Here is a 13,315-nt window from a genome sequence, read left to right as displayed (position 1 = left end):
GCGGGCGGCGCGGGAACGACAGACTAAGGGCGTGAACGACTTCGATCTCCTCGTGCTCGGGTCGGGTCCCGGCGGGCAGCGCGCGGCCATCGCCGCCGCCAAGCTCGGCCGGCGGGTCGCCATCGTCGACCGCCGCGAGATGATCGGCGGCGTCTGCATCAATACCGGGACGATCCCGTCCAAGACGCTCCGCGAGGCCGTCCTCTACCTCACCGGCCTCAGCCAGCGGGAGCTGTACGGGCAGAGCTACCGGGTCAAGGACGAGATCACCGTCGCCGACCTCGGGATGCGCACCCAGCACGTCATCGGCCGCGAGGTCGACGTCATCCGCAGCCAGCTCGCCCGCAACCACGTCACCGTCGTGCCGGGAATGGGCCACTTCCTGGACCCGAACACCATCGGCGTGACGGGGGGCCAGGACCGCGAGCGCAAGATCACCGCCGACCGCGTCGTGATCGCCACCGGCACGACCCCCGCCCGCCCCGGCACCGTCGAGTTCGATGACCGCACGGTCATCGACTCCGACGGGATCCTGCACATGGACCGCGTCCCCGAGACCATGGTCGTCGTCGGCGCCGGGGTGATCGGCATCGAGTACGCCTCGATGTTCGCCGCGCTCGGCACCAAGGTCACCGTCGTCGAGCGGCGGGAGCGGATGCTGGAGTTCTGCGACCTGGAGATCGTCGAGGCGCTCAAATACCACCTGCGCGACCTGGCCGTGACCTTCCGGTTCGGCGAGACGGTCGCCTCCGTCGAGCGGATGGCGCGCGGCGCGATCACCGTCCTGGAGAGCGGCAAGCGCATCCCCGCCGACACCGTGATGTACTCCGCCGGACGCCAGGGCATGACCGGCGGGCTGTCACTGGAGTCCGCCGGGCTCGCCGCCGACCGCCGCGGCCGGATCAAGGTGGACGAGAACTACCGCACCGACGTCCCGCACATCTACGCGGTCGGCGACGTGATCGGCTTCCCGTCCCTGGCCGCCACCTCGATGGAGCAGGGCCGCCTCGCCGCGCACCACGCCTGCGGCGAGCCCGTCCAGGAGATCCACGAGCTCCAGCCGATCGGGATCTACACGATCCCGGAGATCAGCTTCGTGGGACGCACCGAGGACGCCCTCACCGAGGCCAAGGTCCCCTTCGAGGTCGGCGTGTCCCGCTACCGCGAGCTGGCCCGCGGCCAGATCATCGGGGACTCCTACGGGATGCTCAAGCTCCTCGTCTCGCCCGAGGACCGCTCACTCCTCGGCGTCCACGTCTTCGGGACGGGCGCGACGGAGCTCGTCCACATCGGCCAGACCGTCATGGGCTGCGGCGGCACCGTCGACTACCTGGTCAACGCCGTGTTCAACTACCCCACCCTCGCCGAGTCCTACAAGGTCGCCGCCCTGGACGCGATGAACAAGATGCGCCACATCGCCCGCCTCAGCGAGTGATCAGGACGGCCAGAGCAGGTTCTCCAGCTCGGCGTCGATGTCGATGAACTCCGACTCCTGCCCCGCCGGGACGGCCTGGTAGGTGCGGTGGAGGAAGTCGGCCAGGGGGGACAGCGGCACCTCGAACAGGGCGTTGCCGAACGGCGACGACAGGGCGATGTTCAGCGACGTGTCGTCGTCGGGCGCAGCGGGCCAGACCTCCACGTCCCCGTCGCCGACCCTGCGCACGATCCCGACGGTGAGAAGCTCCCGCGCGAAGATCCACTCCACCGGCTCGTCATCGCCCACGTAGAAGGCCATGCGGATGGCGTACGGGTCGTCCGCCGCGTACTCCAGCCCGGCCAGCAGGGGGACGGCCGTGCGGTCGGGGACGACGAGGCGGAGGCCCAGCTCTGCTGAGACGGTGGTGCTGCTGTCCATGGCCATTCCTTCATACGTCGGTACCGCTGGCGCGCGGGCGATCGGTGAGCTGCTTCTCTTCCTTCTCACGGATGTCCCCGCGATCTATGACGCCTAACTGCCGGAACTCGGCCGAACATTCCACCGGCCCGGGGCTTTGTGATCCATCTCACCCTGTCAAAAGTATCCCCTGACCTGGGCAAAAGCGGATCTTTTGGGAGGATCCCCTAGGTCCAGGGGTGCCGCATGTGTAACGATCTAGGAGGTACGTGGAACGCTCCGGCCGGTCTCCGCCCGGCCTCCTGCCTTAGGGTAAAACTGTGGCAATAAATCATGAAAAGGATGCCCGGCCGGACAAGGAGCCGGGTCCCTTCCACCGGTTCCGCGAGACGCTCCGCCGCAACGCGGTCCTCAACACCGCCTGGCGCGTGGGCGTCTTCACCGTCGGCGCCACCGTCCTCATCGGCGGCCTGGTGATGATGGTCACCCCCGGCCCCGGCATCGTCGGCATCGTCGTCGGCCTGGCGATCCTCGCCACCGAGTTCGCCTGGGCCCAGCGCGCCCTCCACCGCGCCAAGCAGGCCGCCGAGCGCGCCAAGGAGAAGGCCCTCGACCCCCGCACGAAGCGCCGCAATACCATCCTCGCCGTCATCGGCGGCATCCTCGCCGGCGCCGCCGTCATCGCCTACCTGGTCGTCTACGGCTTCAACCTCCCCTGGAACGTGGAGGACCTGACCTTCTGGAACTGACGCCCCCCGCCGCGACCCCGTCCACCCCACCGGCTCCCGCCCGCGCCCCCGCGGCCGCGAATCCCCGCGCGAACACGCCCCGACATGCGCTAGAGTTTCCGACGTCGGTCCGCCCCCCAGGGCGACCCGCGGGCGATTAGCTCAGTGGGAGAGCGCTTCGTTCACACCGAAGAGGTCACTGGTTCGAACCCAGTATCGCCCACCCAGCAAAGACGAGGTGAGAGGCCCCTTCCGATCTCTGGAAGCGGCCTCTCTCGCGTTGCGATGCGTCCCTCGTGCGTCGAACCTGACCAACTGCCTGACCATGCCCCGTCGCCGGCGCCGGGGAAGGCACGGTCCATGGCAGTAGCGCCCTCCTCCATGACCGGCTGGATCTGGAGCGATGCACACTCTCGGCCACCGCGGTGCCCTTGTGGCCCACCAGTCGGGAGATGTGCTCCACGGCCACGCCGTTGGCCGAGAGCACGGAGACGAAGCGGTGCCGCATCTCCCGCGGCGTCCACTCGGCCTCGGATGGGGCGCCGTCGCGGGCGCTCAGCTCGTCCCACAGCGCAGCCAGGGCGTAGACGCACACCCATGGGAGTTTCAGCGTGCGGCGTGATCTCGGGGTCCTTGTGTCCCTGTCGCGCGCACCGTGCGCCAGACCTACAGGGTGAATCCATCATGCTTCCAGCCGGCTGCGGTGACCGGACGCCATTGCTTCTGGCCAGCGTCATAGGCGACGACATGCGACCACGTCAGCCCGCGCAGTGACGTGCGCGCGCCAGTCAATAGCGACAGGACCACATACGCGCGTAGCCAGGGCTTCGCGCTCCCGGCCGCCTGCAGCACCGCTTCGCCTTGAGCCATGGTCAGGGATTCGGACGGTCGTCGGCGCGACCCTGCGGGAGTTCGCAGAGCATCACCACGTTCCGCTTCACCTCGTCGCGGGCTAGGGCGCGGGCGACCGATCGCTTGAGGATGAAGCGGAGCTCCTACAGCGTCCACGTGCTGACCTATCCGGCCTTGCGGGCCAGCCACTGGTCGACGTCGTCGGCGGACAGTTCGCGGAGCTTGCGGGCGCCCGGCTCGGGGATGACGTGCTTGTGGGCAAGGATCCGCGCTGGTTTCGATGGTGCTCGCTGCGTACTGGAGCCAGTGCTCGGCGGCATGGGCGACGGTGTACTTGATGTCTTCGCTGGGCAGGCCGTCATCGCGGTCGCGGAGCTTGGTGCAGCTTCTTGAGCGCCCTCGTCTTACTCCTGTCGCTGGCGGTCCGGACTATCCGCTTGTCGGCGGGCGTATACCCGACCGTGAACTCGGCGATCAGCACTGTCGGCTCTCACTCCACCGCAGGCCGCGATCGCCCCGCGGCCGTCGCTTCTTGGACTCGTCGCGTCCCTTGTTCTGGCCGCTTTCCTCGGGCGGCACTGGACGAGAATGCTTCTGACCTAGCCAGACTAACCTTTACGGTTTTCCACCCCCACCCCAAGCCACCCCAAACCCCCGAGCCTCCAACACCCACCCCACCATCTCCCAATCCCTAGAACAGCAATACACCGTCCTAACCCCCGAAGCCCTCACCACAAAATCAGCTAGCTCACCGCACATATCACAAGCTCGTCCCTCCTCCCCACAAACCGCCACCAGATACTCGACCTCGGAGTGGTCGACCGTAGGACTGGCGAAGCCAGTTCTACTTCCCCCTCCACTCCTCGCTGCTGCCAGACCTGGCCCGTCCCCCTCGGCCGTCAGTGCCATTCCCCCAGCCCCCGCCCCTGGATCCTGAAAGCCCCTGTGGCCGACCCTGTCGGTGATACACCTTTTTAAGAACCGTCCGACCCACTCCCGTCCGAACCCCCATCGCCGCCTGGTCGCCAGAAACGACACGATCAAGAAAGCCTCCTGACTCGAAGAGGGAAGAGACGGATCGGAGAAGCGGAAGCGGTGGATATGGCGCTACGCCCCCACGGTTGACCTTGCTGCGAATCCAGACCTCACCTTGGTCAAGACGGTGTCCGTCCCCACAGTGCGCGACGAGCTGCTTCCTGCGGCGTGGAGAACGACACCTCTTCCAGCGAGGTGGTGTCTCCAGTGCTGTCGGCTTCCTCTGCGTCACTCATGGGCCTGGTCCTTCACCCGCTCGGTCCGCTCGGCCAGCCCGGCCAACCGGATGACCGCCAGCACGTACACAAGTGCCAAGCCATCCACCAGCTCTGCAGCCGAGATGGCCCCTTCTCCAACTCGCAGGGGCCGACCATCCAGGCGGTGAAGCACCAACATTCGGGCTCGGGTCCAGGCCGTCTGGGAGAACGGCAAGTGGGGGCGAGCAAGATGGTGGTGAATTTGGCGGGTGACGACGGAGGGGGCTTCTCCCGTCTCCTGGGCCAAGGCGTACACCGCCCGAGCGACCAAGGTTGAGAGGTAGTCAATGAACCGATGGTCCCCATCCCGGGTCAGGGCTCCTTGGATTGTCTGAAGGGCCTGATGCAACTCTGCTTGAGTCCGTGGGCTCACCACCGGCTGCGACGCGGACTGTTGCTGCTGGTTCACGACTGACCCACAGCCGACGACGATTCCCGCAACTCGGCCCAGACGACCTTGCCGGCGGCCGGTGTCGGGTACCACCCCCAGGCTTCGGAGAACGCCCCGACCACGAACAGGCCCCGACCACTCTCTGAGACAAAGTCCGGCACCTGCTCTTCGGGCGGCTCTTCATTTCGATCCCACACCTCAATGAGCAGCCGGCCGGGGGCGGCAGACAGACGAAGCCGCACCACCTGGAGCTTCTCTACTCGGGTGAGAAGGACGGGCTGGCAGCGGCCGTCGAGCGCTGGGTCGTCCTCGACCGATCCACCTGCGCTGCTCTCGACGCCGCCGACCCGAGCAGCAAGATCCAGGCCACCACTGATCTTCAACGCATTGGTCACCAGCTCGGTCGTTACCAGGGCGGCATCGGCCAGCAAGGCTTCAAGGTGCCACTTGAGCAAGACGTCCTGAAGATGCCGCCGTGCCCAGTAAGCGGCATCAGGCACGGCCGCCAAGGTCAGGGTGCTTTGCTCGGGCCAGGTGTTCATGGGGCTGCCAATCCAAGGGGCGGGGTGGAAGCGAGGCCGACGCCGGAGCAGGGCTCACACAAGTCCGGGGCGAACTTGTTGACGGCGTCGGCCCTGCGGCCTTCCGTCGTACCGGTGGCTTCCTAGCCTTTGGCCCTAGCCGCTAGCGGTCTACGCCAAAAGCGCATAGGCCGTATACGCGACAGGTATACGTACGCCAGTGCGGGCCGCCTGGCGGGCTTAAACTAGCCCCGGCTAGCCGCCCACAGAGAAGGGCACACGGGCATGGGTGCACCAGGTAGTCAACGCGTTTGCCTGTTGTGCGGTATTCGTCTGGCTCGGGACAATTCCGCCACGATGTGTTCGCCCTGTCAGGGCAAAGCCCGTGATCGCTTTTCAGCCCCACCACAGGTGCCGGCGGATTTCTGGGATGGCGCGGCTATCCAAATCGCGCTGGAGGCTCGGCACCTGGGGAAGGTGCTTCGGGCGTACCGGCACCACCGGTTCCATGGGCCTCGACCACTGTCGCAAGGGGTGGTCGCTGGCTGGCTGCACCTGACCCAAGCACAGATCAGCCGAATTGAGGGTGGGCCACCGGTCACGGATCTGGAGCGGCTGAGCGTCTGGGCCCGGATCTTGGGCATTCCCTCGCGGTTGCTATGGTTCGCGCTACCCGATGAACAGGGCGCGGCGGTCACCGTTGAGCAGGCTCCACCACGGCGGTCCCTACCGGCACTGCCTACGGCAGTGCGTCAGGCGGACGTGTTGCCCCTGGCGCCGCTGGCGGTAACGACCAACACCAATACCGATGTGGCCACCCTGGAAGCCTTTCGAGTGGCGGATCGTCAGGTCGGCGGTGGCCACCTCTACGCCACGGTGACCAGGTACCTCCAATCGTCACTGGCCCCGCGGTTGTTCGGCAGCCGGGCGGTCGCCGACGGGTCGAGTGTCTTCACGGCCGCCAGCGGTTTCACCGAGATGGCCGGTTGGATGGCCCATGATGCTGGACACGACGACGTTGCCGAACGCCACTTCCAGCGTTCGTTGGACCTGGCCGACAATGGCGGGGACCGCCAACTACGGGCCCACATCTACGCCAGCTTGAGTCACCTGCTTCTCCATCTCGGCCGGCCGGAGGCGGCGGTCTCCCTGGCCCAGCAGGGACAGACTGTTCTGGTTGACACAATGGTGGCGCCCTCCCTGACGGCTCGGCTGCTGGCCATGGAAGCGCGTGGCCTGGCGGTGCAAGCGGAGTCGACGGCTTGTGCCAAGGTCTTGCTAAGCGCTGAGCAGGTCTTGGAGCGCTCCCCAGCGGAGGCACCCTCACCGTGGGTCAGTCCCTTCGACGCTGGATCGCTGGCCAGTGAAGCGGCCCGTTGTATGCAGCACCTTGGGCAACTTAGTGAAGCGGAGAAGCAGGCTCGGCGCATCATGGAGTTGCGGGCTGACGGTCACACCCGGAGCCGAGCCTTTGGCCAGTTGCTCCTCATTGCGGTGCTCATCGCCAAGGGCCATGCCGATGAAGCCTGTGACCTGGCCCGCGAGGTGCTCGACAACACTGAAGGATTGGGATCGCAGCAGGTCAGTCATCAGCTTGAGGATCTCCAGGCGATGTTGGAGCCGTATCACGGCAGTGAGACGGTGGTCGAGTTCCTACCATGTCTGGAGGAAGCCGTCCGGCAGCGAAGCAGCCGGTACGGCTGGATCGGCCAGGATGGTTCGACCGTGTGAGCCTGGGAGGCCCCGTGGTGCGCGCCGAAAAGCAGCCGCTCTATGAGCGGGACCCAGATGCCTGGCAGGCGTACTTGGCTGAGGGGAACGCCACCCAGCCGCGGAAACGAGTCGGGGCTGACGTGCTCATCCGAGATGACCGGGGCCGGCTCCTCTTGGTCGACCCGCAGTACAAGCCGGATTGGGATCTGCCCGGCGGCATGAGTGAGGCCAACGAGTCGCCGGCGGACACGGTGAAGCGCGAGCTGCGGGAAGAACTGGGGCTGGACATCGTCCCCGGGCGGCTGCTGTGTGTTGACTGGGTAGCACCCCATGGTCCGTGGGACGACTCTCTGATGTTCCTCTTCGACGGTGGGGTGCTCAGTGGGGAGCAGATCGCCAGGCTTAGCTTGCACGACGATGAACTGAGTGCCTTTGCCTTTTGTAATGAGGCAAAAGCGGCTGAAAGACTGCGGCCGTACGTCTGGCGACGAACGGCCGCGGGGCTGGAGGGGTTGCGGTCGGGAAGGGTGGGGTATTTGGAGGATGGATGGGGGTGAGTTGGGGGGCTTGCTAATGCGAGTCACTGATCGACCTTTTCGCCGAGGCGAATGCCGGGCAGCGGCCGAGCCGATCCTGGGGGAGACCGCAGCCGCGCTATGGCAGCCTCACGCTCTCCCCGATTCGGCTAGGCAAGATGGAAGCCGCACGTACCGCTATGCGTGACACCATCGAAGTCGTGGAACTGACTCGGGGCGGGTGGCGCACTTAACTTGGTCTTTACTGCCGGACGAGAGCTGCGGCAGTGGCAGCAGAAGCGACGGGCGCAGGACGTCCAAGATTGGTTGCTGCGCTCATCGCGGCGATCTAGAGGCGGTGTCGGCGGACGTTGACCAGCATCGATGAGGCCAAGCAGGCAGTGCGGGATCGCGTCTGGCGCCGCCTGGAGCGCGAAGGCGCAGTGCCGGAAGGCTCCTATGGGAAGATCCCGGGCTTTCGCGGTTCGGAGGAGACCGCCGAGCGCCTGGCCGAGCTGGGCGTCTGGCGAACAGCGCGCACCGTCAAGGCGAACCCCGACTGGGCGCAGTTCCCCGTCCGTGTCCGCGCGCTTCAGGACGGCAAGCTGCTGTATATGGCTGTGCCGCGGATGGCGACACTGCAGCCGTTCTACCTGCTTGACCCCGAGACGCTCTCGGTTCCACCCGAGCAGGCCGCCGAGAAGAAGGGCGCGGCGAAGGTCGCTCGTCGTGTTGGCGTCGACGACATGTCCCCGATAGACGTGGTGGTCTGCGGCAGCGTGGCGGTCAGCCGCTCTGGAGCACGAATCGGCAAGGGGGCGGGCTACTCGGACTTGGAGGTGGCGTTGCTCATCGAGGCCGGGCTCGTCACCGACGCGACGGTCATCGTGGCTCCTGTGCACCAGCTCCAGGTCGTGGACGAGGACATTCCCGAGACCGAGCATGACTTCAGCGTCGACCTCATCGTGACGCCCGATGAGGTGATCGAGTGTTCGGACCGGCACCGACCGCAGGGTTTGATTTGGGAGCATCTGACGAGCGAGAAGGTGGCGGCGATACCTCTACTTGAAGCGCTTGCTCACAGTCGGCCGGCGTAATCAGGAGGACTGGACAGGCGTCGGCGCAGGCGTGTTGATCGCGCAGGCATTACCGTGCTTGTTGCCATCGTCGCTCTTGCGTATTCGCGGGATTCGGATGCATCAGCCTCGGTAGCGGCAGCGTCGGGCGTCCCACGGACGCGGTCGTCGGGTCGTGAGTAGGCGACTTCGATGGTGCCCCTTTTGGCTTGCTCGCTACTCGGGGTAGTTGTTGTAGGTGCGGAAGGTTGCCAGGGAGCGGCGGGCGCTTGCGGGGGACAGGCTGAGTTCTTGGCGGGCTACGGCCAGGGCCGCGTAGGAGCCGGGGGTGTCCTGGTCGGTCGCCGTCTTCGCCTCGTTGAGGTCGAAGGAGGCGAAAGCCTGGATGATGGCGAGGCCGAAGTCGGCGAAGGCGGCCATGTCGCCTACTGTCAGGTATGCCCTTTCGTCGGCGTCCGCGGCAAGTGGTGGTAGTGGCAGCGCCTTCAGTTTCCGGGCGAGGGGTGCCACGGCGGTCGGCCCCTGAAGGTCCGCCATGATCTCCTGCATGGCGGTGAAGACCGGTGCGTAGGCGTCGCCGAGGCCGAATTCGCTCAGGCGGCTGCGGGTGCCGCCGATCAGTTCGCGGAGCTCCTCTCGGACAAGGAGTTCGGCGAGGACGCCGACACGGGGATGGACGGGTTGTTCCGCGTTCAGCTCCACCATTCGCCTGGTCACCCGGATCAACTCGCGGGGCAAGCCGCCTGACAGGGCGTAGGCCAGGAACACGAAGGTCTCGGTGAAGCCGCCGACGCGAAGCTGGAGCAGTTCCTTGGCCTCGGCGAGATTCAGCGGCTCGATCGTCACGAGGTGGTCGAACGCGTTCTCGAAGACCGAGCGTCCGGCTATGGCCCGCCTGGCGAAGATGGACCCGACCTCATCGGCGACCGAGACGACGAAGAAGCAGTTCGCGATCCCGAAAATCGCCTTGATTTCGCTGAGGAACCGTGCGGCCTGGTCGACTGAGCCGATCCGGTCGACTTCGTCGATGCAGATCAGGACGTTCCGCCCCTTGGCGGCCTCCCCGGTGGCGACCTTGTCGAGGAAGCGCCGCAGATCGCCGACGAGCTGCGGCATCGTCCAGGGCAGGTCCTTCATCGCGGAGTTGCCGGTGAACGTCAACGTCGAAAGGGCACCGCTGATCCCCATCGTCGTCGTCTTCTCCTGACGCAGCCGACGCCAATAGCCTCGTGCCTCGTGGACGGCCTCGGGCTGCCAGAGCCTGCGCAGGAACCGCCAGAGAGCCGCTTTGGGAAAGAAGAAGAACGCGGTGAGCGCGAGAACGATCTGGGAGAAGGTCCGCCATTCCGTCCAGAACCATTTGCCGATCGACGACCCTTGCTCACCGAGTCTTTCTGCCACGTCGCGCACTCGGTCGGTGGGTGGTGTGAGTGCATGCCGCATCGACCAGATGACGAAGCCGAGCACCGCGAGGGAAATCGCCGCGCGCAAAGACACCGTTGTCGCCCTGCGGAGGACGTACGTCAGTCGGCGTCGGCCGCGGACCCATCGCCCGCGTACCCGAGGCCGCGGCGCGAGACCGCGGTGTTCCAGATAGCCCTCGCAGACCTGGAGGAAGAGTTCGATGAGGAACTCTTTCCGATCGTATTCCGCGGGTGCGGACACGAGGACGCGGAGCCCCGGCGGGCTGGTCGGCTCGCACAACTGCCTAAGGAGGGTCGACTTCCCCGATCCACGTGGCCCCGCAATTGCGATGCTTCCGCCGTCCATTCGCCCGAGGGCCCGCTCGACGTGCCGCCGTGACCGGGTGGGGACGATGAGACCTGGGTCGTGCAGCCGCCGCAGGCCCTCGGAGTGCTGTTCGACCAGCAGCTGCTCGCGCTCGGCCCCAAGATGGTCGTTGATCACCTGGGTGAGGCGGTCGACGATCACCTTTTCCTCGGCCTCGATCAGCCATCGCAGGAGCGGTGTGGTGTCCGGGTTGGGAAAGTACTCCTTCTTCGGTTCGGTTTCCGGAGAGAGCATGTGGGCCAGCTTGTGAAGATCCCGCATCCTGGGTTCTTGGAGTATCAGTTCCCAGGCCCGGACGGGGTGGGCCAGGAGTCGGAGGGCAATGCGCACGAGCGGCGTGGTGTGGAAGTGCACCATGGCGAGCAGGAAGGCACCGGTCGCGCAGAGGAGGGAGCTCTGCAGGATTTTGCTGTCGTCCGTGAAGAAGCGAGCGGTCGCGCCTGCTATCACCAGGCTCACAGCGATGACCGCGGTGATCCCGACCCGGATGCCGGTGCGCAGGTGCAGCACTCGAAGTAGAAGGACCTGCAGGAGAAGGCCGCCGGCCGCTGCGGCCGTAGGTATGAGGATGGACTGGGCGATGCCCAGGAGCCGGCCATTGATCAGCTCCGGTACGGCGGTCACCAAGAACACGGCCAGTGTTCCGCCGAGGAGTGTCGTGAGCACCCATGTGAGGGTGACCGTGTCATCCGATTCGTCGGGTTCTTTGATGCTGACCGCGACCCGATGGGCCGCGGTCTTCCATTCAGCTGCGATCCGGGCGCGTTCCAAGGCGACCCGCTGGGCCGCCGGATACGTCCGGAGCGCTCGTGCTTCATGCGGCGCGGGCCCGGTCATCAACCGTTCCAGAGCCACGTTAGGGGCGACCAGCTTGGGGAAGTAGCCGCGGACACTCGGGTTGTCCCGGATCACTTTGGCGGCGAAAGCCCGGAAGTCGGAGGTGGTCTTCGTGTCGGCGGCCTGCAGGATGTCGGGGGTGTCCACCTCGCAGACTCTAAGATGTCGTGATGTTCTGGGATGAGTGTTCGGTCAGAGAGCGAAAGGCCGGATGGAGCCATTCACGGCGCACCGGGCTCGTCCAGTGACGCGTCAGTGGGGGGAATCATCGACGATGCCCCCGTCGTGGCGGCGAGCACGGACCTGAGCGAGGCTCGGCGCTCGTCCAGGTACAGCGCGGTGTACCGGAGCCCGGTGATGGCCTGATCTGCGTGAACTCTCCCGCCGTTGTCGGCATGGACGAATTGCGGTGTCAAGGATGGCCGTTGCGACGCCGATGACGTGGTCGTTTTGCGATACGGCCGGGCCCCGACGGCGGGAACCACCGGCAACGGAGTCACCGATCGCGGCAATGGCGGTACGTTCGGTTGGCCGCTCTTTGCCGTGCCACTGTTCGGGACGGCCGAGGGCGGCTCGATGATCGGGTTGTGGTGTGCCTGCGTCACTCCCGCTCGGTGGTGAGTCCGGTCACCAAGATCTGGCCCGCGTCGTCGTCAGGCGCCGATATCACCTCGGTCGTGAACCCCCGGGCTCGGAGCAGGGCTTCGAGCGCCGGATTCATGGCGGCGAAGACCTTGGCCGTCAGTGCCTCGTCGTCGTACAGCGCGAAGTCCTTGAACGCCCAGCCGACGGCGACGCCGTCGTCGCGGAGCCAGGGCGCGATGTTGACGCCGCCCGGCGCCTTATCGAGATCGTGCCGGTGGAACCCGAGGGGGATCAGGGCTTTGTCGATGGCGGCGGCCAGGGGCGACCACCTCTCCAGACGCGAAACGAAGGCCTCGGTGGCCTCTCTGGGAAGGAAATCGAGTTCGGGACGCCAAAAGCCGAGCCGCCGTAGCGGGTGATCGTCAGGAAGGTTCGAGGATTCGAAGTCGTCGGGGGCATTGCCGGCGGACCACAAGAACGGATCGCTCATGCTCGCATGTTACTCCGGGCCGTACCGGTGCATCTCTCCTTCGCCCCGACCCGGGAGGGCAGTTCGGGCCCGAAAGGTTCCGGGCACGAAATCCGGCTGTCGGAGATCAATCTGTACCGTCCGCTTCGCTTTGATCGAGAACCTGGAGGATCATGTTCTCCAGAGAGCGGAGCGCGTACCCCTTCTCCCCGTTGCAGTAGTCGACGAAGTTCACCAGTGACCAGGCGGCGAAGAGCCAGGCCAGGGTCTCGTTGCGGGGGTGCGTGCCGGAGGACTCCTGCCACTCGGCCACCGGCTGCTGGAGAAAGGCCGCCGTGAGTCCGCTCGCTACCGCGGGGAGGACGTCGTCCGAAACCCCGCTGAAACTCCGGATCTTGCGGATCGCGGCCGGTACGAAGTCGAGGGGCGGTTCGGAGAGCATGGCCGCCAGGAACGTGACCAGGGTGGTGCATCCCCGGCGGACGTCCAGTATGTCCTGTTGTGTCTGGAACCGGGCTTCGAGGTGAGCTCGGAACCCGGGATCGTCGGGGTTGACGTCGAGTTCGTCGTTGAGTCCTCGGACCATGTCGATGGCCGTCTCCAAGTCGCCGAAGTCGTCGAGGTAGTCCCGGTCGTCGGGGCGGGTAAGACTCCAGTTCGTCATGAGGTCGACACTAACCGTGTCGGATGATCGCCGAGCTGTTTCCCGGT

Annotated in this window: 12 protein-coding genes and 1 tRNA gene; 6 read left to right on the top strand and 7 right to left on the bottom strand. The window is 66.1% G+C overall.

What is annotated here, in order from left to right; all coding sequences use genetic code 11:
* Positions 1–31 precede the first annotated feature (31 nt).
* Positions 32–1,435, top strand: coding sequence for a Si-specific NAD(P)(+) transhydrogenase (gene sthA, locus AGRA3207_RS04285; RefSeq protein WP_231333244.1), 1,404 nt, complete (start codon positions 32–34; stop codon positions 1,433–1,435).
* Here sthA and AGRA3207_RS04280 read toward each other — a convergent pair whose 3' ends face one another.
* Positions 1,436–1,855, bottom strand: coding sequence for an SsgA family sporulation/cell division regulator (locus AGRA3207_RS04280; protein ID WP_231333243.1), 420 nt, complete (start codon positions 1,853–1,855; stop codon positions 1,436–1,438).
* A 299-nt stretch (positions 1,856–2,154) separates the two neighbouring features.
* Between AGRA3207_RS04280 and AGRA3207_RS04275 the strand changes: the two genes are divergently transcribed.
* Both AGRA3207_RS04275 and AGRA3207_RS04270 read left to right on the top strand, forming a co-directional pair.
* Positions 2,155–2,583, top strand: a complete 429-nt coding sequence (locus AGRA3207_RS04275; RefSeq protein WP_231333242.1) for a PGPGW domain-containing protein — start codon at positions 2,155–2,157, stop codon at positions 2,581–2,583.
* A gap of 130 nt (positions 2,584–2,713) precedes the next feature.
* Positions 2,714–2,785: transfer RNA gene (locus AGRA3207_RS04270), tRNA-Val, on the top strand.
* Positions 2,786–3,228: 443 nt separating this feature from the next.
* Here AGRA3207_RS04270 and AGRA3207_RS04265 read toward each other — a convergent pair.
* The 3 genes from AGRA3207_RS04265 to AGRA3207_RS04255 all read right to left on the bottom strand — a co-directional run bounded on the left by AGRA3207_RS04265 (position 3,229) and on the right by AGRA3207_RS04255 (position 5,639).
* Positions 3,229–3,432 carry a site-specific integrase gene (locus AGRA3207_RS04265; protein WP_231333241.1) on the bottom strand — a complete coding sequence of 68 codons (204 nt, stop codon included), beginning with the start codon at positions 3,430–3,432 and terminating at the stop codon, positions 3,229–3,231.
* A gap of 146 nt (positions 3,433–3,578) precedes the next feature.
* Complete coding sequence (locus tag AGRA3207_RS04260) at positions 3,579–3,734, bottom strand: hypothetical protein (protein ID WP_231333240.1); 156 nt, start codon at positions 3,732–3,734, stop codon at positions 3,579–3,581.
* A gap of 1,377 nt (positions 3,735–5,111) precedes the next feature.
* A complete protein-coding gene (locus tag AGRA3207_RS04255) occupies positions 5,112–5,639 on the bottom strand; it encodes an ATP-binding protein (protein ID WP_231333239.1) in 528 nt (175 codons plus the stop codon).
* 513 nt (positions 5,640–6,152) lie between these two features.
* Here AGRA3207_RS04255 and AGRA3207_RS04250 point away from each other — a divergent pair.
* The 3 genes from AGRA3207_RS04250 (at position 6,153) to AGRA3207_RS04240 (ending at position 8,943) form a co-directional block, all read left to right on the top strand.
* On the top strand, positions 6,153–7,349 hold the full coding sequence (locus AGRA3207_RS04250; protein ID WP_231333238.1) for an NsdA family TPR-like regulatory protein: 1,197 nt from the start codon (positions 6,153–6,155) through the stop codon (positions 7,347–7,349).
* Between the two features lie 14 nt (positions 7,350–7,363).
* A complete protein-coding gene (locus AGRA3207_RS04245; RefSeq protein ID WP_231333237.1) occupies positions 7,364–7,888 on the top strand; it encodes an NUDIX domain-containing protein in 525 nt (174 codons plus the stop codon).
* A gap of 329 nt (positions 7,889–8,217) precedes the next feature.
* On the top strand, positions 8,218–8,943 hold the full coding sequence (locus AGRA3207_RS04240; RefSeq protein ID WP_231333236.1) for a 5-formyltetrahydrofolate cyclo-ligase: 726 nt from the start codon (positions 8,218–8,220) through the stop codon (positions 8,941–8,943).
* A 195-nt stretch (positions 8,944–9,138) separates the two neighbouring features.
* Here AGRA3207_RS04240 and AGRA3207_RS04235 read toward each other — a convergent pair whose 3' ends face one another.
* The 3 genes from AGRA3207_RS04235 to AGRA3207_RS04225 form a co-directional block, all read right to left on the bottom strand.
* Positions 9,139–11,697 (bottom strand): hypothetical protein, encoded by a 2,559-nt coding sequence (locus AGRA3207_RS04235; RefSeq protein WP_231333235.1) that lies wholly within the window; start codon positions 11,695–11,697, stop codon positions 9,139–9,141.
* 454 nt (positions 11,698–12,151) lie between these two features.
* On the bottom strand, positions 12,152–12,625 hold the full coding sequence (locus AGRA3207_RS04230) for a hypothetical protein (protein WP_231333234.1): 474 nt from the start codon (positions 12,623–12,625) through the stop codon (positions 12,152–12,154).
* Between the two features lie 106 nt (positions 12,626–12,731).
* Positions 12,732–13,268, bottom strand: a complete 537-nt coding sequence (locus AGRA3207_RS04225) for a hypothetical protein (RefSeq protein WP_231333233.1) — start codon at positions 13,266–13,268, stop codon at positions 12,732–12,734.
* Positions 13,269–13,315: the final 47 nt, after the last annotated feature.

The organism is Actinomadura graeca (genome assembly GCF_019175365.1).
Taxonomy (GTDB): Bacteria; Actinomycetota; Actinomycetes; order Streptosporangiales; family Streptosporangiaceae; genus Spirillospora; species Spirillospora graeca.
The sequence above is the reverse complement of the archived record's forward strand: the minus strand, read 5'-3'. Positions and strand labels throughout refer to the sequence as shown.

Excerpts from the sequence above, each read along its gene's own strand:
- AGRA3207_RS04255 (WP_231333239.1), bottom strand. The coding sequence starts at position 5,639 with ATGAACACCTGGCCCGAGCAAAGCACCCTGACCTTGGCGGCCGTGCCT.
- AGRA3207_RS04225 (WP_231333233.1), bottom strand. The coding sequence starts at position 13,268 with ATGACGAACTGGAGTCTTACCCGCCCCGACGACCGGGACTACCTCGAC.
- AGRA3207_RS04260 (WP_231333240.1), bottom strand. The coding sequence starts at position 3,734 with ATGCCGCCGAGCACTGGCTCCAGTACGCAGCGAGCACCATCGAAACCA.
- AGRA3207_RS04280 (WP_231333243.1), bottom strand. The coding sequence starts at position 1,855 with ATGGACAGCAGCACCACCGTCTCAGCAGAGCTGGGCCTCCGCCTCGTC.
- AGRA3207_RS04230 (WP_231333234.1), bottom strand. The coding sequence starts at position 12,625 with ATGAGCGATCCGTTCTTGTGGTCCGCCGGCAATGCCCCCGACGACTTC.
- AGRA3207_RS04265 (WP_231333241.1), bottom strand. The coding sequence starts at position 3,432 with ATGGCTCAAGGCGAAGCGGTGCTGCAGGCGGCCGGGAGCGCGAAGCCC.